Annotated in this window: 19 protein-coding genes; 17 read left to right on the forward strand and 2 right to left on the reverse strand. The window is 27.2% G+C overall.

Annotation, left to right across the window (positions count from 1 at the left end):
- The first annotated feature begins 13 nt into the window (after window positions 1-13).
- The 13 genes from rpoC to SGLAD_RS00345 all read left to right on the forward strand — a co-directional run bounded on the left by rpoC (window position 14) and on the right by SGLAD_RS00345 (window position 12,901).
- A complete protein-coding gene (gene rpoC / locus SGLAD_RS00285; protein ID WP_134297059.1) occupies window positions 14-3,775 on the forward strand; it encodes a DNA-directed RNA polymerase subunit beta' in 3,762 nt (1,253 codons plus the stop codon).
- A 194-nt stretch (window positions 3,776-3,969) separates the two neighbouring features.
- Window positions 3,970-4,710 (forward strand): hypothetical protein, encoded by a 741-nt coding sequence (locus SGLAD_RS00290; RefSeq protein ID WP_134297060.1) that lies wholly within the window; start codon window positions 3,970-3,972, stop codon window positions 4,708-4,710.
- Window positions 4,711-4,800: 90 nt separating this feature from the next.
- Window positions 4,801-5,232, forward strand: a complete 432-nt coding sequence (rpiB, locus tag SGLAD_RS00295) for a ribose 5-phosphate isomerase B (RefSeq protein WP_134297061.1) — start codon at window positions 4,801-4,803, stop codon at window positions 5,230-5,232.
- Between the two features lie 17 nt (window positions 5,233-5,249).
- On the forward strand, window positions 5,250-5,873 hold the full coding sequence (gene upp, locus SGLAD_RS00300) for a uracil phosphoribosyltransferase (protein WP_134297062.1): 624 nt from the start codon (window positions 5,250-5,252) through the stop codon (window positions 5,871-5,873).
- A gap of 177 nt (window positions 5,874-6,050) precedes the next feature.
- Window positions 6,051-6,416, forward strand: a complete 366-nt coding sequence (locus SGLAD_RS05500) for an MG406 family protein (protein ID WP_134297063.1) — start codon at window positions 6,051-6,053, stop codon at window positions 6,414-6,416.
- A 43-nt stretch (window positions 6,417-6,459) separates the two neighbouring features.
- A complete protein-coding gene (locus tag SGLAD_RS00310) occupies window positions 6,460-7,314 on the forward strand; it encodes a F0F1 ATP synthase subunit A (RefSeq protein WP_134297064.1) in 855 nt (284 codons plus the stop codon).
- Between the two features lie 15 nt (window positions 7,315-7,329).
- Window positions 7,330-7,641, forward strand: a complete 312-nt coding sequence (locus SGLAD_RS00315; RefSeq protein WP_134297065.1) for an ATP synthase subunit c family protein — start codon at window positions 7,330-7,332, stop codon at window positions 7,639-7,641.
- A 27-nt stretch (window positions 7,642-7,668) separates the two neighbouring features.
- The gene (gene atpF, locus SGLAD_RS00320; RefSeq protein ID WP_134297066.1) at window positions 7,669-8,211 is read left to right on the forward strand and encodes a F0F1 ATP synthase subunit B; all 543 of its coding nucleotides are present in this window, start codon (window positions 7,669-7,671) and stop codon (window positions 8,209-8,211) included.
- A 1-nt stretch (window position 8,212) separates the two neighbouring features.
- A complete protein-coding gene (locus SGLAD_RS00325) occupies window positions 8,213-8,761 on the forward strand; it encodes a F0F1 ATP synthase subunit delta (RefSeq protein ID WP_134297067.1) in 549 nt (182 codons plus the stop codon).
- A gap of 9 nt (window positions 8,762-8,770) precedes the next feature.
- Window positions 8,771-10,345, forward strand: a complete 1,575-nt coding sequence (gene atpA / locus SGLAD_RS00330; RefSeq protein ID WP_134297068.1) for a F0F1 ATP synthase subunit alpha — start codon at window positions 8,771-8,773, stop codon at window positions 10,343-10,345.
- A gap of 1 nt (window position 10,346) precedes the next feature.
- Window positions 10,347-11,195 carry an ATP synthase F1 subunit gamma gene (gene atpG, locus SGLAD_RS00335; RefSeq protein ID WP_134297069.1) on the forward strand — a complete coding sequence of 283 codons (849 nt, stop codon included), beginning with the start codon at window positions 10,347-10,349 and terminating at the stop codon, window positions 11,193-11,195.
- A gap of 18 nt (window positions 11,196-11,213) precedes the next feature.
- A complete protein-coding gene (atpD, locus tag SGLAD_RS00340; RefSeq protein WP_134297070.1) occupies window positions 11,214-12,605 on the forward strand; it encodes a F0F1 ATP synthase subunit beta in 1,392 nt (463 codons plus the stop codon).
- Window positions 12,606-12,607: 2 nt separating this feature from the next.
- Window positions 12,608-12,901 carry a FoF1 ATP synthase subunit delta/epsilon gene (locus SGLAD_RS00345; protein WP_134297071.1) on the forward strand — a complete coding sequence of 98 codons (294 nt, stop codon included), beginning with the start codon at window positions 12,608-12,610 and terminating at the stop codon, window positions 12,899-12,901.
- A 203-nt stretch (window positions 12,902-13,104) separates the two neighbouring features.
- On the opposite strand, the gene SGLAD_RS00350 is transcribed toward SGLAD_RS00345, so the two are convergent.
- Window positions 13,105-13,737 (reverse strand): hypothetical protein, encoded by a 633-nt coding sequence (locus SGLAD_RS00350; RefSeq protein WP_134297072.1) that lies wholly within the window; start codon window positions 13,735-13,737, stop codon window positions 13,105-13,107.
- Between the two features lie 742 nt (window positions 13,738-14,479).
- Between SGLAD_RS00350 and SGLAD_RS00355 the strand changes: the two genes are divergently transcribed.
- From SGLAD_RS00355 to SGLAD_RS00370, 4 genes are all read left to right on the forward strand, one after another.
- The gene (locus SGLAD_RS00355) at window positions 14,480-14,788 is read left to right on the forward strand and encodes a hypothetical protein (protein ID WP_134297073.1); all 309 of its coding nucleotides are present in this window, start codon (window positions 14,480-14,482) and stop codon (window positions 14,786-14,788) included.
- Window positions 14,775-15,050, forward strand: coding sequence for a hypothetical protein (locus SGLAD_RS00360; protein ID WP_134297074.1), 276 nt, complete (start codon window positions 14,775-14,777; stop codon window positions 15,048-15,050). Before SGLAD_RS00355 ends, SGLAD_RS00360 begins: the two co-directional genes overlap by 14 nt.
- 34 nt (window positions 15,051-15,084) lie before the next feature.
- Window positions 15,085-15,441: a hypothetical protein gene (locus SGLAD_RS00365; RefSeq protein WP_134297075.1), complete on the forward strand. Its 357-nt coding sequence runs from the start codon at window positions 15,085-15,087 to the stop codon at window positions 15,439-15,441.
- Between the two features lie 351 nt (window positions 15,442-15,792).
- Window positions 15,793-17,352 carry a hypothetical protein gene (locus SGLAD_RS00370; RefSeq protein ID WP_134297076.1) on the forward strand — a complete coding sequence of 520 codons (1,560 nt, stop codon included), beginning with the start codon at window positions 15,793-15,795 and terminating at the stop codon, window positions 17,350-17,352.
- A gap of 30 nt (window positions 17,353-17,382) precedes the next feature.
- Here SGLAD_RS00370 and SGLAD_RS00375 read toward each other — a convergent pair whose 3' ends face one another.
- Window positions 17,383-18,132: a hypothetical protein gene (locus tag SGLAD_RS00375; protein WP_134297077.1), complete on the reverse strand. Its 750-nt coding sequence runs from the start codon at window positions 18,130-18,132 to the stop codon at window positions 17,383-17,385.
- Window positions 18,133-18,140: the final 8 nt, after the last annotated feature.

Genomic DNA, 18,140 nt, shown 5'->3' on the forward strand with positions numbered 1-18,140 from the left:
GGGGATTTTTAATATGGCAGGAAGCAAGAGAATGATAAAAATTGAACTAACATCTCCTGAAACTATTAAAAAATGATCTCGTGGTGAAGTTACAAAACCTGAAACAATTAACTACAAGACATTAAAAACTGAAAAAGAAGGTTTATTTGATGAAAGAATCTTTGGACCAACTAAAAACTATGAATGTAGTTGTGGAAAATATAAAAAAGTAAAAAACAAAGGTAAAGTGTGTGAGCGTTGTTTAGTAGAAATAACAGAAACTATTGTTCGTCGTGAAAGAATGGGACATATAGAACTTGAAGAGCCAGTTACTCATATTTGAATGTTAAAAGTTGCACCTTCAAGAATAGCTTCAATTCTAGATTTAAAAACTAAAGAAGTTGAAGAAGTAGTTTATTTTGTTAGCCACATTGTTTTAGATCCAGGAACATCAAGACACTTAAAAAGAGGTCAAGTTCTAGATTTGGGAAATGCAAAAGCAAGTTTAAAAACAAGACAACAATTATTAAAAACATTAGAAGATATCAGAGAAGAATTGACTCCTGATACTTTCCCTTGAAAAAGAGCTGAAGGTTTATTAGAACAATTAAAATCAACTAATATACCTTTTTCAATGGATGAAGCAGCGACATTTATTTCAAGACACATTGGTGCTAAATTTGGAATTGGTGCTAGTGCTATTGAAGAGTTATTAAAAGGTATCGATTTAGATAAAGAAATTACAAAAATTAGAGAAGATTTAAAAGAACGTAAAGGTTCATCTGAACAAAATAAATTAATGAAACGTTTAGAAATTTTAGACTCTTTAAAAAAATCTAATTCACGTCCTGAATGAATGGTGCTACATGTTATTCCTGTAATACCTCCAGACATTCGTCCGATTATTCAATTGGATGGAGGAAGATTTACAACTTCTGAAATCAATGATTTATATAGAAGAATTATCATTAGAAATGAACGTTTGAAAAAAGTTAAATCAATGGGTGCACCAAGCATTATTGTTAACAACGAAAAACGTATGTTACAAGAAGCAGTTGATGCATTACTTGATAATGAACGTAAACCAAGACCAGTTACTGGAAAAGATAAACGTGCATTAAAATCTTTAACTTCAATTTTAAAAGGAAAACAAGGAAGATTTCGTCAAAACTTATTAGGAAAACGTGTTGACTATTCAGGACGTTCAGTTATTGCGATTGGACCTGACTTAAAAATGTATCAAGCAGGTATTCCAAGAGATATGGCAATCACATTATTTAAACCTTTTGTTATTAGAAGATTGCAAGAAAATAACTTTGCAGAAAATGTAAAAGTAGCCGAAAAAATGATTTTATCTAATGACTCAAAAGTATGAGATGTATTAGAAGAAGTTATTAAAGATAGACCGGTTCTTCTAAACCGTGCTCCAACACTTCACCGTTTAGGAATTCAAGCATTTGAACCTAAACTTGTAAAAGGAAAAGCAATTCGTTTACATCCGCTTGTTACAACTGCATTTAATGCTGACTTTGATGGGGACCAAATGGCTGTCCACTTACCAATTAGTGATGAAGCAGTTGCAGAAGCAAGAGCTTTAATGTTGGGAAGCAAAGCAATATTAGGTCCAAAAGATGGTAAACCAATTGTTACTCCAACTCAAGATATGATTTTAGGTAACTATTATATTTCTACTGAGGAAAAATCAAGTGAAGGAAACGAAATAAAGGGACAAGGAACAATTTTTTCTAGTCTAGAAGAAGTTAAAATTGCATATGAAACAAATAATGTTTCATTAGCAGCAATTGTTGCTATTCCAGTAAGTGCTTTAAAAAATAAAATCTTTGATCAAGAAGATGAAAGCAAATACTTAATTACAAATGTTGGTAAAATCTTTTTCAACCAAATGTTTAATGAAAAATTTGCTTGAATTGTAAATAATAATATTTGAGAAGCAGAAAAAGAAATTAAAAAATTCTTAGTTCCAGAAAACACAAATATAAGAGAATACATTGAAAACGAATATGAAATTCAACAACCAATTAAGAAAAAAGAACTTTCATTAATTATTGAAAAATACTTTAAAATGTATGGAGCACAAAAAACTGCTCAAATGCTAGATAATATGAAAGATTTAGGATTTAAATTCTCATCTAAATCAGGAACTACAATTAGTGCAGCTGATGTTGTTGCTTTTGAAGAGAAACATGAAGAATTTAAAATTGCTGATGAAAAAGTTCATCAAATTACAGAATTCTATAATTTAGGAATGCTTACAAAAGCAGAAAAAAAACGTAGAGTTATTCAAATTTGATCAAGTGTAAAAGATAACATTCAATCAATGTTAGAAACTGTTCTTAAAAGAGATCCAAAAAATCCAGTATTTGTTATGGCAGATTCAGGAGCTCGTGGTAATGTTTCTAACTTTACTCAACTTGTTGGTATGAGGGGACTTATGAATGACCCTAAAGGTGATATTAAAGAAATTCCTATTAAATCTTCATTTAGAGAAGGTTTAACAGTGTCTGAATACTTTATTTCTACTCACGGAGCTAGAAAAGGTATGGCTGACGTTGCTTTAAAAACTGCTGACTCAGGTTATTTAACAAGAAGACTTGTAGATATTTCTCAAGAAATTATTGTTACTCAAGATGATTGTGGTGGAACAAAAGGATTTAACGTTTATTCAATTATTGATACAAAACATAACAACATTATTGTTCCTTTAAAAGATAGACTTCTTGGAAGATACTCTTTTGAAGATGTATATGATAGTAATAACAACATAATTGTTACTGCAAACACATTATTTAGTGCTGAATTAGCAGATAAAGTAATCGAAGCAGGAGTAACTGATGTTCAAATTAGAACTGTTTTAAATTGTGAAGCTGCTCGTGGAGTGTGTAGAAAGTGTTATGGAATTAACTTAGCCACTGGAAACGAAGTCGCATTGGGAGAACCAGTTGGAGTTGTTGCAGCTCAATCAATTGGAGAACCAGGAACACAACTTACAATGCGTACTTTCCATACCGGAGGGGTTGCAGGGGGTGCTGATATTACTCAAGGACTTCCACGTATTAAAGAATTACTTGACGTTACAACACCAAAAGGTTCAATTGCTCTAATTTCTCAAATCGATGGAGTTGTAAAAGAAGTAGTTGAAGAAGATCAAATAATTACAATTGTTGTAGAATCTGACAATGAAGAAAGAAAATACAAATCACAATATGGAGCTATTTCAAGGGTTCAAGTTGGAGATAAAGTTAAACGTGGTAAAAAACTTACTGAAGGAGCAATTAATATTAAAGAGCTTCTTGAAGTTGCAAAAATTGAAGATGTACAAAACTACATTTTAAAAGAAGTGCAAAAAGTTTATCGTTTACAAGGTATTGAAATTTCAGATAAATATATTGAAATAATTGTAAAACAGATGTTAAATAAAGTAAAAATTATTGATTCAGGAGACTCAGGATTATTACCTGGAGAAATTATTTCTGAAAAGGCATTTAAAGATGAGGTATTAAATTCTATTAAAGAAGGCAGAAAACCTCCTCTTGCTAAGTTTGTAATCTTTGGAATTAAAAAAGCGCCATTAGAATCAGACTCATGATTATCAAGTGCTTCATTCCAAGATACAGCAAGAGTTCTTGTAAAAGCTGTTATAAAAGGAAAAATTGATAAGTTAGAAGGATTAAAAGAAAACATTATGTTGGGTAATTTAATTCCTGCTGGAACTGGTCTAACAGGATCAGAAGATATTATCAAAAAAGGTAAAGAAACTTTAGAATCAGAATATTAAAAATAGTGTGGTATTGATCCACACTATTTTTTTTGAAAATAAAAAAATTTTTATATCAATATTTATTAAAATTTTATTTGTAAGAATTTGATATTTTAATTTTCTTATCAAAAGTTTTAAAAACGAAACTTGAATGAGGTTATTATGAATAAAAAATTAACAATATTAGCATTATCAATTTCATTATATGTGTTTTGATAGTTTGTATTTTTAGCGCAATCTTTATTGGTATTTTACTAAATATACCAGTTAGTTTTGAAACCGAACAAGGCTTATATGATTTTCTTAATCTTATAAATTGTGCAATTAGTATCATTATTATGCTTTTTGCTATTGTTTATGGATCAATTTATTTTAAAAAATCAAAAAAGAAATTTTTATCAACTTTTGTAAACTTAACTTGAATTTGAGCTATTTATGGAAACTTAGTAAGTTATCTATTTTTACAAGCTTTTAGTTTCAATTACTTAATAATGTTTATAATTTTAATTTACGTTGCTATTATTTTTATTATTACAAATAGAGTTACTATTAGTACTTATAAAAAAATTTATCATTGAGTAATTATTGGACTAATTTTAGTAGGACTATTAACAATATTAACATCAATAATGAAAAATATTGGCGATACTAGTATTAACAGTTTTTCATTAATAATGAATTTAATCTTACCAATATTTATTGGTATGTTAATAATTGGTTTTAAAATTTGCTATTTAGTTAAAAGAAAAGATTGACAATTAATTACAGCTTGAGTTACAGCTCTTTTAATTGCAACAATTAGTTTAATAACTTTTGTTATGGTTTCTTTATTAAGTTTTGCAATGATTTTCTTAATAGTTGATATTTCTAAAAAAATAAAAACTACATCTACGGTTAAAAAAAGTTACAGCTTATCTAGCTTGCAAAAAGATACTCAAAATGTTTCAAATTAATTGAAACATTTTTTTGGTTAAAAATTATTTTACTTTTGTAGTTTTTTAATCTTAGTTTAAATGGTATATTCTTATCGAGAGGGATAAAAAATGAAAATATATATAGGAAATGATCATACAGCAGTTGATATGAAAAATATAATTGTTAATCATTTGTTAGAACAAGGATATGAAGTTGTAAATCTAGGAACAAATAATATTGACTCAATTGACTATCCAGATTATGGAACAGCTGTTGCAAAACACGTTGTGAAAGAAAAAGATGCAAAAGGAATCGTGATTTGTGGAAGTGGAATAGGTATTTCTATTGCTGCAAATAAAATTCAAGGCGCAAGAGCTGCTTTATGTTATGAACTTGAGGCTGTACAACTTTCAAGACAACATAATGATGCAAATATTCTTGCTTTGGGAGCAAGATTTATTGCAAACCACAAAGCCCTAACTTTAGTAGATGAATTTCTAAAAACAGAGTTTGAGGGCGGAAGACATCAATTAAGAGTTAACAAATTAAATGAAATTTAAAGGAGAATTATATTTTTATGTCATTTACAGTTATTAAACACCCCCTAATTTTAGATAAATTAACAAGAATGAGAAGAAAAGAAACCTCATCAAAAGATTTTAGAGAAAACCTAAATGAAATTGGACAACTAATGGTATATGAAATTTTTAGAGATGTGCCACTAAGCGAAATAGAAATTGAAACACCAGTTCAAAAAACTCTGGGATATACAATTACCAAACCTGTTGTTTTGATTCCAATTATAAGAGCTGGTTTAGGAATGACAGAAGGAATTCAAACATTGGTTCCTACTTCAAGAATTGCTCACGTAGGATTATATCGTAACGAAGAAACATTAGAACCAGTTCAATATTATGCAAAACCAACTCAAGATATAGATAAAAGCTTTGTAATTGTTGTAGATCCAATGCTTGCAACTGGTGGAAGTGCTTCAAAAGCAATTTCAATTGCAAAAGAGTGAGGAGCAAAAAATATTAAATTTGTCTGTTTAGTTTCAGTTCAAGAAGGAGTAGATAGGTTATTAAAGGATCATCCTGATGTTGATATTTATACTGCATCATTAGATCCAATATTGAACGAAGACGGTTATATTGTTCCTGGCTTAGGAGATGCTGGAGACAGAATTTTTGGCACAAAATAAATTTTAATAATTTAAAAAAGCACAAATGTGCTTTTTTGTTTTTAAAATATAGCAACTCTGTTTAAATTAATAAAAATATGAAAAAAACTTTTTTCTTTATAATTTCTCGGATTTTTTATAAAATATTTCATTTTTAGGAGTATTATATTTTAGATGGAACCTTTATAAGTGAAAAATATGTTTAAAGATTTACTCAAGAAAAATAAAAAACGAATATTAATAGTGCTACTACCAGTGTATGTTGTAATTACAATTGCACTAGTAGTTTTGTCTATATATAGAGTAATTTCATATTCGTGAATTAATGGTTTTATTTTAACTTTAATTATCGGGCTAATTACATATTGTTTTTTAGTTTATTCAACAAAAAAACTATTAGAAACTCAAAATCCTTTTTTATTCTCATTTTTTTCAATATTAAGGATTGGCTTGTATATGGTTCCATTCATTATTAGCGTCTATTTAACAGAATATATAAGTTATTTTGGTGTAATTATTGGTTTTTTAATATCATTACTTTTTCCAATGATATTAAAAAATTAATCATAATAGATCTAAAAATGTAAATTAACAAAGGGGGTAGACCATGGGTCAATTTTTAGAAAGCTGAAAGGACATAACCCCACAATTACTATCTATTCTTCTAACTACAATAATTATTTGTACATTATGTATTGTATATAATGTAAAAATTAGAAATTTAAAAGATGGTGAAGAACTATGCGGATTTTTAGTATTAACTGAAACATTCGTTGGTATGATGGAAAATATGGTTGTAACAACAATGGGGAAAAAATTTAAACATTTAACTCCATATGCAATGTACATTTTTTTGTACATACTTGTTTCATCTATAATTGCCCTTTTAGGATTTGAACCGTTATCTAGTTCTTATACAGTTACTTTATCTATGGCAATAGTGTCATTTTTTGGAATTTATTATTATGGGTTAAAATATCAAAAATTATTATTTTTTATGAAATTTGCATATAACCCAATCGAGTTACTTACTCAATTTGTTCCAATCTTATCATTGTCATTTAGGCTGTTTGGAAATATTTTAGCAGGTGCAACTATTTTAGGGTTGCTTTACGGAGCATTAATTAATGCACAAGGAGCAATATTTGGTTTCAAAAGCGTTTCTAGCCAAATATGAAGTGAAGACTTCTTAGCTCAGTACAGATATTGATGATCTGGATTCAACTTCTTATCTGTAATTATGTTACCGTGATTACATTTATACTTTGATTTATTTGATGGAGTAATCCAATCAATCGTATTTACAATGCTAACTTTATCATATTGAGCAAATGCAAAAGATGGTGAACATGAACCAGCTTCTGAACCTGTTGAAAGAGATAATGTTAAAAAAATTAAAATGAAAAAAGTAAAAGTAGATTTAAAAACAAAACCAATAGTTAGCGCAGAAGTTGCGCAATAAAGGAGAAATATAAAAATGTTTACAGAAATGTTAGTTAACTTTGTTACAAATTTTGGAGGAGCATTTGCTTCAACTATACCAGCAATTTTATTTGCAGACGAAAATAAAGGATTATATGCAGTTGGTGCAGGAATTACTGGTATAGGTATGGTTGGTGCTTCAATTGGTCAAGGAATTGTTGGTCAAGGTGCTTGTCTTGCAATCGGACGTAATCCAGAAATGGCTGGAAAAATTACATCAACTTTAATTATTACTGCTGGGTTCGCAGAATCTGGTGCTATTTATGCTCTTGTTATTGCAATCTTAATCTTATTCGTTTTAGGATAAGATTTTTTAGAATAGAGATATAAAGCAATGACAGAAATTTATTCAAGTTTGGTTTTAAATGCAACAGCTGGTATTCCAGAAGTAACTCAAGCATTATTTCCAAACTTACCTAACTTTATTGCTCATATTTTATCAACAATTGTAATTGTTTTATTTTTAGCAAAACTTGTTTACAAACCATTTAGAAAAATGGTTGCAGAAAGAAGAAGAAAAATAAACGAATTACTAGATGATGCTTCATCAAAACAAGCATTAGCAAACCGTGATAAGAAAGATGCAGCAAAATTGTTAATAAAAGCAAGAGAAGAATCAAAAAGTATCATCACAAGTGCAAAACAAGAAGCAGATGTTTTAAAATTTGAAATAATTGATAATGCCAAACAAGAAGCCCAAAATATTCAAGAACATGCAAAACAAGCTATGGAATTTGAAAGAAATGAAGCTCAAGAAAGTATTAGAAAAGAAATCATTGACTTAGCATTCTTAGCATCACAAAAAATTATGGCAAAAGAAGTTAATAAAGAAGTAGATAAAAAACTTATTGAAGAATTCTTAGATAAATTAGATTAGTATGTTTGTTCAAGAAAGTTTAATTAGAAATTGATCACATGCTATTTGCACAATAGCTATTGAAACAAAAAAGGTAGAAGAATTCTTAAATACAGCAAAAGATTTAAATCAAATTTTTAAAAACAATACAGAACTTGTTGAGTTTTTATCAAATAAAAGTTTTAATGTTGAAACAAGAATAAAAGTGATTGATAATATTTTTGCAAAAAAAATAGATCAAAACATTGTGAATGCTTTAAAACTATTAGTAGTAAGAGATCTTGCAAGAGGTGTAAGACATATTGTTAAACAAATGATAAAAGATCTTTTATTAGAAACTAATACTGTTCAAGGTGTAGTTTATTCAATCGATGCATTGGACCCATCAATTATTAAAAAAATTGAAACCAAATTATCAACAAAAATTGAAAAAAAAGTTATCTTAGATAACATAATAGACAAAGAATTAATCGCTGGTATCAGAGTTGAATTAGCAGGGAAAAAATATGACTCTTCTATTCAAGGAAAAGCTCTTGATATGAGACGTAAGGTTATGAAAAATAGAAAATAGGGTGATGTTATGCCATTAAAAATTAATGAAATATCAGAAGTGATAAAAAAACAAATCCAAGAATATGGTAAAGATCTTGTCATTCAAGAGGTTGGTACAGTTGCTAGTATTGGTGATGGTGTTGCCTTGTTATTTGGTTTAGATAAAGCAATGATGGGAGAACTTCTAATCTTTAACGACAATATTTATGGAATGGCTTTAAACCTTGAAGATGGAGCAGTTGGTGCTGTTATAATGGGTGACGACTCAGAAATCAAACAAGGTGATAAAGTAAAAAGAACTCAAAGAGTTGTTGAAACTCCAGTTGGAGATGAATTATTAGGAAGAGTTTTAAATGGAATTGGAAATCCAATTGATGGGAACGGTCCTTTAAAAAACAAAAAATTTGCACCAGTTGAAAAAATTGCATCTGGAGTTATGTCTAGAAAATCAGTTGATCAACCAATGGAAACAGGAATCTTATCAATTGATTCAATCATTCCAATCGGAAAAGGCCAAAGAGAATTGATTATTGGAGATAGACAAACTGGAAAAACAGCTATTGCAATAGATACAATTATTAATCAAAAAGGAAAAAATGTTAAATGTGTATATGTGGCAATTGGTCAAAAAGAATCAACAGTAGCACAAGTTGTTGAAAAATTAAAACAAGCAGCAGCAATGGAATACACAACAGTTATTTCAGCATCTGCTAGTGAATCTGCACCAATGCAATATATTGCTCCATATACTGGAGTTTCAATTGCAGAAGAATGAATGGCAAATGGTGATGATGTTTTAGTTATTTATGATGACTTATCAAAACATGCAATTGCATATCGTACATTAGCATTGTTATTACGTAGACCACCAGGTAGAGAAGCTTATCCTGGAGATGTATTTTACTTACACTCAAGATTATTAGAAAGAGCTGCAAGAGTTAATGAAAAATTTGGTGGAGGAAGTATTACTGCTTTACCAATTATTGAAACTCAAGCTGGAGATATTTCAGCATATATTCCAACAAATGTTATTTCAATTACTGATGGACAAATATTTTTATCAGAACAATTATTTAACTCAGGAATTAGACCAGCTGTTGATACAGGGTTATCTGTTTCTAGAGTTGGAAGTGCAGCACAAATTAAAGCTGTTAAACAAATGGGTGGAACTTTAAAACTAGAATTAGCTCAATACTATGAATTACAAGCTTTTGCAAAATTCGGTAGTGATTTAGATGAAACTACAAAAGCAACTTTAGATCATGGAGCAAAAATTGTTGAGTTATTAAAACAAAGACAATACTCTCCAATTAGTCAAATTACTCAATCAATCATTTTATTAGCTATTAAAGAAAGATTAATTAAATGATTACCAGTAAGTGAAATGATGAATTTCAAAGCTGAATTATTAAAACATTTTAAAACAAATGATAAAGCTAAAGCATTAAAAAAACAATTAGCTGAAGAAAAAGCATATGATGAAGCTTTAACTAAAAAAATTAGAGAAGAAGTAATTAAGGTGATAAAACACTGTGTACTTGATATTAAAGAATGAAAAGCAACAACTTATGGAACTCAAGAAGAATGAGATAAATTAAAATAAGATGGCTAACTTAGGTGAGTTAAAAACTCAAATTGCTTCTGTTAAAGATATTGGAAAAATAACAGGAGCAATGGAACTGGTTGCTACTGCAAAATTAAAACGTATTTCAAAAAGAGTGGGAGACATTCATGCTTATATGGATGAAATTTATAATGTCTTTGATTATATTGTTTCTCACTCAGAAGATTCAATTTATTTAAAAAAACCAGATACTCAAATTAATAAAACATTATGAGTAGTCATTACATCAAACTTAGGTTTGTGTGGTGGATATAATGCAAATATAATTAAAGCAATTAAAGGAAGAATTGGATCAAACGATGAAGTAGTTGCAATTGGTAACAAAGCTATAAGTTATTGCAATTCAAACAAATTAAATATAAGAAGAGCAATTACTGATGTTGATGTAAATTATACAAGTGATAATGCTAACTTCTTAGCATCAGATTTATTATCTTGATATTCTCAAAGAGAAATTGATGCAATTAATGTAGTATATACAAAATTTATTAATAACGTAACTTTTGAACCACACATTATTAATTTATTTCCAATTATAAAAGTTGAAGAAACTAATGAAACTCATGAAGATATTTTATTAGAACCAGATGCAGAAACTGTTCTTGCAACTGGAGTTGCTTTATACTTAAATACAATTATTTTTGGAACTATCTTAGAATCACAACTTTCAGAACAAGCAAGTAGAAGAACTGCAATGGAAGCTGCAACAAAAAACGGAAAAGAGTTATCAGAATCTTTAAGTATTGCATACAACCGAAAAAGGCAAGAAAACATTACACAAGAAATTAGTGAAATTGTTGGAGGAGCAAATGCTCAAAGTGATAATTAATATGGAGGAAATTATTTTATGAAAACAAGTTTAGGTAAAGTAGTTCAAGTCATGGGTCCTGTTGTGGACGTTCGCTTTAAAGAATCAGAAATGCCAGAATTGTACAACACTATCGAACTAGATAATTTGGGAACAAAATTAGTATTAGAAGTGGTACAACACATTGGTGATGATCTTGTAAGAACTATTGCTATGGGGCCAACCGAAGGTCTTATCAGAGGAATGGATGCAAAAAATACTGGAGCACCAATTAGTGTTCCTGTTGGTAACGAGGTTTTAGGAAGAATGTTTAATGTTCTTGGTGATCCAATTGATGAAAAACCACAAGTTGATTCTAAAAAAATGCCAATTCATAGAACTGCACCAAGTTATGATGAACTGTCAACATCAGCTGAAATTTTAGAAACAGGAATTAAAGTTGTAGACTTAATGATGCCTTTTTCTAAGGGAGGAAAAATTGGGCTGTTTGGTGGAGCTGGAGTTGGTAAAACAGTTTTAGTTCAAGAGTTAATTAACAACGTTGCAAAAGCACATGGGGGAATATCTGTGTTTGCTGGAGTTGGAGAACGTACAAGAGAAGGAAACGACTTGTACTATGAAATGATTGAAGCTGGAGTTATTGATAAAACAAGTCTAGTATTTGGTCAAATGAATGAACCACCAGGAGCAAGAATGAGAGTTGCTTTAACTGGATTAACAATCGCTGAATATTTTAGAGATGAAAAAAATCAAGACGTGTTATTATTTATTGACAATATCTTTAGATTTACACAAGCTGGATCAGAAGTTTCTGCTTTATTAGGAAGAATGCCTTCTGCTGTTGGTTATCAACCAACTTTAGCAACTGAAATGGGTGCTTTACAAGAAAGAATTACTTCAACTAAAAAAGGATCAATTACTTCTGTTCAAGCAGTTTATGTTCCAGCCGATGACTTAACTGATCCCGCTCCTGCAACAACATTTGCTCACTTAGACGCAAGAGTTGTTTTGGATAGATCAATTGCTGCATTAGGAATTTATCCTGCAATTGATCCATTATCTTCAAGTTCAAGAATGTTAGATCCAGAAATTGTTGGTGAAGAGCATTATTCAACTGCATTAAAAGTTCAAGAAACTTTACAAAAATATAAAGAATTACAATCAATTATTGCAATTCTTGGTATGGATGAACTTTCTGAAGAAGATAGAATAACAGTTAATAGAGCAAGAAAAATTAGAAACTTTATGTCTCAACCATTTACAGTTGGTGAAAAATTTACAGGACGTAGTGGAAAGTATGTAAGTGTTCAAGATACAATTAACTCTTTTAAAGCTATTTTAAATGGAGATTGTGATGATATACCTGAAACTTTATTTATGTATGCAGGTTCAGTTGAAGAAGTTATTGAAAGAAATAAAGTTAAAAAATAATTATGGAATTAAAATTAAAAGTAATAACTCCTAACGGCATATTTTTAAACTCAATAAAAGTAAGTCACGTTGGAGTTCAAACTACAGATGGAGATATGACAATTTATGCACGTCATGCTGCTATTGTTTCAACTTTAAAAATTGGTCTTGTAAAATATACAGATGTGAAAGGGAATATTAAATATATTCATGTTCATAGAGGAATTTTACAAGTTCATAATAACGAAGTTAAAGTTTTAACTCCTTGACTTTATGAAGTTGATGAAAAAGGTAAAAAACTGGGACCTAAAATTTAAAAAAATAATTAAAAAAACTTATTTTGTTAAACAAAATAAGTTTTTTTAATTTAAAGTTTTAGACAAGAAAATATTTAAATTAAATTAAAGCAACAAATATCTAAATTTAAACTAATTTTATAATATTAATAATAAGTTTTTTAACCAAAATAATTTTAATAAATAAAAACTCTGCTTTAAAAAAGTAGAGTTCTGAATTTTAATTATGATAAATAAATTTTATTACTATAAACTTTTTCAATATAATGTTTTTCATCTTTTTTTACTTTTCCACCATTATAAAAACCTAAAACCAATTTATAAGTATTAAATGTAAAGAAGTTATCTCCCTCATTACCCTTTATGGTTAATATATATGATGTAGTTAAATAGTAATCACCTTTATCTTCTTTAATTCATTTAAGTGAATTCAATTCAACAAAAATATCTTTTAATGTAGAATATGGATATTCGCCATAATTACTCCCAATAGTTATTATTCTTCCTTCAAATACACCTAAATTATAATCTTCATTATAAAGACCGTTCACATCAATATTTTTACTAGTATCAGTATCTCCGTATTTTTTTTTCAATTTTCCATTTTCAAGTGATAATGGTATTTCATTCTCATAAACAACTTTATCATTTTCTAATTTATTAAAATTAATCAATCAAAATTCATCATCACTCATAAAATTATTTACAAGATCTGTATCTGATTTTCCCTCTTTATATTGAAGACTTGGTAATTTATTTTCTTCTTTTTCAGCTGGTGTATTATCACATGCCATAACTGAAGATGAAGCACTAAAAATCGTTGTTAAAGATAATATACTTAATATTAGTTTTTTCATTTATTCAATCTCCTTATATTAATAAAATATGTAAAATTAATTACACTTATATAGTAGTTTATTTAAAAATTAATCAATTTTATGAAAGTAAAAATTATTAAATAAAAAATTAAAAGGTTGTTATTTAAAAAAAGATTATTATATAAAAAACTATTAATTATTTTAGTAGCGATTAGGATGCTTGCTTTAACAAGGACAGTTTCCTCAAATGTTGTATCATGTCAAAACAGAAATAGAAAAAATTAAGTTAGGCCCAAAAATATACAATAAAACTAGTTACATTGTCTAAGAAAAAAATATTAAAGAGAAAATTATTGTAAATGATTACAAAAATATCGAGGAACAAACCTAAACATTAAAGAAACATATTTATATATTTGAAGCAAATATTACCTAGAACTTAATCAAACTGTGAGAAAGATTATAAAAAGCAAAATTTTATTTTAAAAAAGTTTTGAGAAAATGAAAAAAAGTTTATATAAAAGCATAATATATTAAACAAATTAAATATAGAATAAGTTTTTTGTTAATTTTTACTTTTTAATTTTATTAAAGAGGAAGTTTGTTATGGAAATTTTAATAAATAAAAAATTAAAAGATATTATTTTATACATTATTTTTTCGATTCTCTTCGAAAAGACTATAACGAAGTCTTGTTAATAATTGATTTATAAAAAAAGCAAATCTAGGCTTAGAAGCTTATGTCAGGTATGATAAAAATAATAACATCAAAGCCTTTTTAATGATGCAAATTAAAAACGATGTTGAAAAGGATATTAATCTTATTCAAATCTACTTGAAATGCTTGAAAATATCTACATTTAAAATTGATAAATCTAGTAAGTCGCAAAGAATATCTGAAGCGATTATCAATATAATTTTTATAATTATTCAAGAAAAAAATATTAGTGAGGCCTATATAACTTTGTACAAAAATAAACAAATTTTATTACACAGAATTTTAGAATCATGAGGTTTTGTTGAAACAGGTCAAAAAAATCAAGAGGTTGTGATGACTAAATTTAATTACAAAAAAAATGAACGATGTTAAAAAAGATTATAAGTGATATTTTTCAAATAATATATATAGTTCATACACTGAATCAAATTATTACTTAATTCCTTTAAAAAGTGATTATCACGATAAACCATTACCTGAAAATAAATTACATAATTTAAATAATAAAGAAATATCTTATAACACATCATCAATAAGTATTAGCAAAACTTACATTAATAAAGTTAACTATGAGAAACTTCCTAAACAAGGTGATTTTCTATTAGAGTATAGAATGGAGTGATGCATCAAATAAAAAATATCGTTCAGTAGTAACCGGTGTTGGTATAGTGGATAAAGTATATGGGGACACTTCTATTGATATCGATGAATGATTAAAAAAAGTTGGAAATACATCTGTTTTTACAGAAAATGAATTAAAAGAAGAGTATAAAAAAGGTAGAAAACTTATAATAAAATTTTTTTATATATTTTCATTTGGAGAAGGAAAAAATATTACATTCAACTACTTATCAGAAAACAACATTTGACCTAAGAACTATTATTTACTAGCACATCCAATAAAAGATAAAGAACTATATATTAAAAAAATTAGCAGTAAGCTTTGAAGATATTTATATTGAACCATACTATTTAGATGGAGTTGAAATTATAATTGGTCAGCATGAGGGTCGTGTAATATATAATTTTAATACATTAAAAAAATATTTTAACGAAGCTCTTAATTTAAAAGAAAAATGAGAAGGTATTATTGGGTATATATTTTCTTTAAAAGGAAATAAAGTCGACTCAAAATTCACTTAGATGCTAATTAAATATAGTAGTGAAAATTACTATATTAATAAATCTATTACCTTTGTATATACAATTACACATAAAATAACTGTAGATATTGTCTAAGGTGAAGAACTTAAAATAATAAAATGAACAATTTTAAAAAACTGAATTTATAATAATTTTAAATTTTTATAGCTCACAATTTGAAAATATATTTCAACTTTATATTGATAAAATAAAAAAGTTATGGAGGTATAAAAATGAAAAAACTTTTAGTTATATTATCTTCGGTATTATTAATATCACAATCATCAATGATAACAGATTCATGTAAAAAAGCAAAAGATGGTGATAACATAACAACCAATGATAATGATTCAAATATAAAAAAAATTAACGATCAAAATATATATGAAACTAAAACTAAAGTAGTTTTAGTTAAAATAAATAATGTTACATCTAACGCCAATTTAGAAGCATCTAGTAGTGATGAAAATAAGCTTTCTGTAATGATTGATAAAAATCATTCAAGCAAAGAAAAAGGTTATTTTGAACTACAATTAATAGGTAAATTAGAAGGAACTAGTAAAGTTACTGTTAAATATGGAGAATTTTCAAGAACATTTAACGTAAATATTATTAAAGAAAAAGCTGACATTCCTCATAGTATTTTAGAAAATCAATTTAGTATAAAACAAAATATTAAAACACCATTTTCTGTAGATTTTTTAAACCCTGTTAAAGATTGTGATTATGAGGTTATTGCAGTAGACGATCAAAAAGTAAATATAACTAAAGAATCAGGAAAAGATACAAATGGAAATGGAAGAGTTATTTTTGAAGCAACAGGACTTATGGTTGGAAAAACAAGATTGATTATTAATTATGAAAACTCTCAAGTAATTAAAGAAATAAATATTGAAAAAGTAGAAGAGCAAACTAGTACAACCTCTTTTAAAGAAGTTGTTGATGAAACAATGATAATAAATGAAACAATTAACAAAATTATTATTGTTAACAAAGCTATTGAAGGCAAAGTTTTAGAATTTAATAGCGAATCTTCAAATTTAGAAATTAAATTTAACGAAGAAAATCATGGTATTATTGAACAAAATGAAAATTATTGAGTCTATTTATTAAAAATAACTTCAAAAAACAATATTTCATCAACAAATAAAGTTAATTTAAAATTTGATAATGTAGAAACTAACTTCAACGTTGATATAAAAGATACTCCTAAATTTAGTTCAGAGTCACCTGTTGAATTAGAAGCTAGTACAAAAGGATATAAAAAACTAGAAATAAAAGTTGATAATAGAATTAAATATGCAAATATAAAATTGTTAAACAAAAATAAAGAAAATTTAGATGCTTTTTTAATGTCAGATTATGATGCGGGAGAAAACTCTAAAATTGAATTAGTAGTTTATGGTCTAGTTGCTTCAACTAATAATAAAGTAGTTTTAAGTTACTATAACGATACTATTAAAAGTGAAATATCTATTGATGTAAAAGAACCAGAAAAAAAAGAACCTGTAATTAGTGGTATTGATGAAAACTCTACTGTTGAAATGGATAAAAATCAAAGCAGAGCAATGCTGTTTTATATAGACAATCCATTAAAAGAAGAAAGTCTTACTACAACATTTGACAATGAAAAATATAAAAATAAATTAAAAGTTGAAGTAAAAGGTTATAAAGGAGATCCATACTATCATGTGTTTGTTATCTCTGATAGTCAAACTATTTTAGAACCAATAGAAGTAGAATTAAATTATACAAATGCTAAACCTTTAAAATTTAAAGTTATAGTCAAATAAAAAAATATTTTGGTTAACCAAAATATTTTTTTATTTGACATTATTTTTTTTGTATAACTTTTTTTTATCTACATAATTTATCAAAAAATTTAGTGTTACACTTATCAATCATGTTGCAATATAAGTAGATATAATTCCAAATATATATAAACCTCATCCTTTTGTATATGGGTTTAATTGTGGATATGGAAAAGCCATCAATGAGTTATTTTCTCAATCCTCAAAAAAATTAATAATCATAAAACTTCTAAAAATCATGTAAGTTGAGTAAATAAAAATAAATATTAAATTTAATCAGCTATATTTTTTAATATAAGTTTTATTATCTACAGTGTTTTTTTTGCATATAAAATAAAATATTAGTATAATTGTTGGGGTTACAAAATGCTCCATTACAGCTTTTAAAATGTTATATCATGTTTCTACACTAGCAATTTCACCTAATCCTAAGTAATACGCTACAAATGCACTATTGTAAACTAACGATTCAACAAAACTTAATGTAGTAATTGTGGTTAAAAAGTTTCTTCTTGCTACTCAATCACCGATAATATTGTGATCTAATTTAATTCAATTTAAAATTCCATAAACCATTGTAAACACAGAAACTCATATGGTTGCATACCTAAATTCATACATAACTGCTATATCAAAGTATGATGTTTTTTTACCTTCTAAAGTTTCTGGTCAAATTATTAAGCATATAATTTCAAACAATATTCCTAAAGGAGGCATAATTGATAATCATATGTAAAAAAACTTTTCTGTTTTTTTATTCATTTTTTATA

Origin of the sequence: Spiroplasma gladiatoris (assembly GCF_004379335.1) — a bacterium.
In the GTDB taxonomy this organism is placed as follows: Bacteria; Bacillota_I; Bacilli_A; order Mycoplasmatales; family Mycoplasmataceae; genus Spiroplasma_A; species Spiroplasma_A gladiatoris.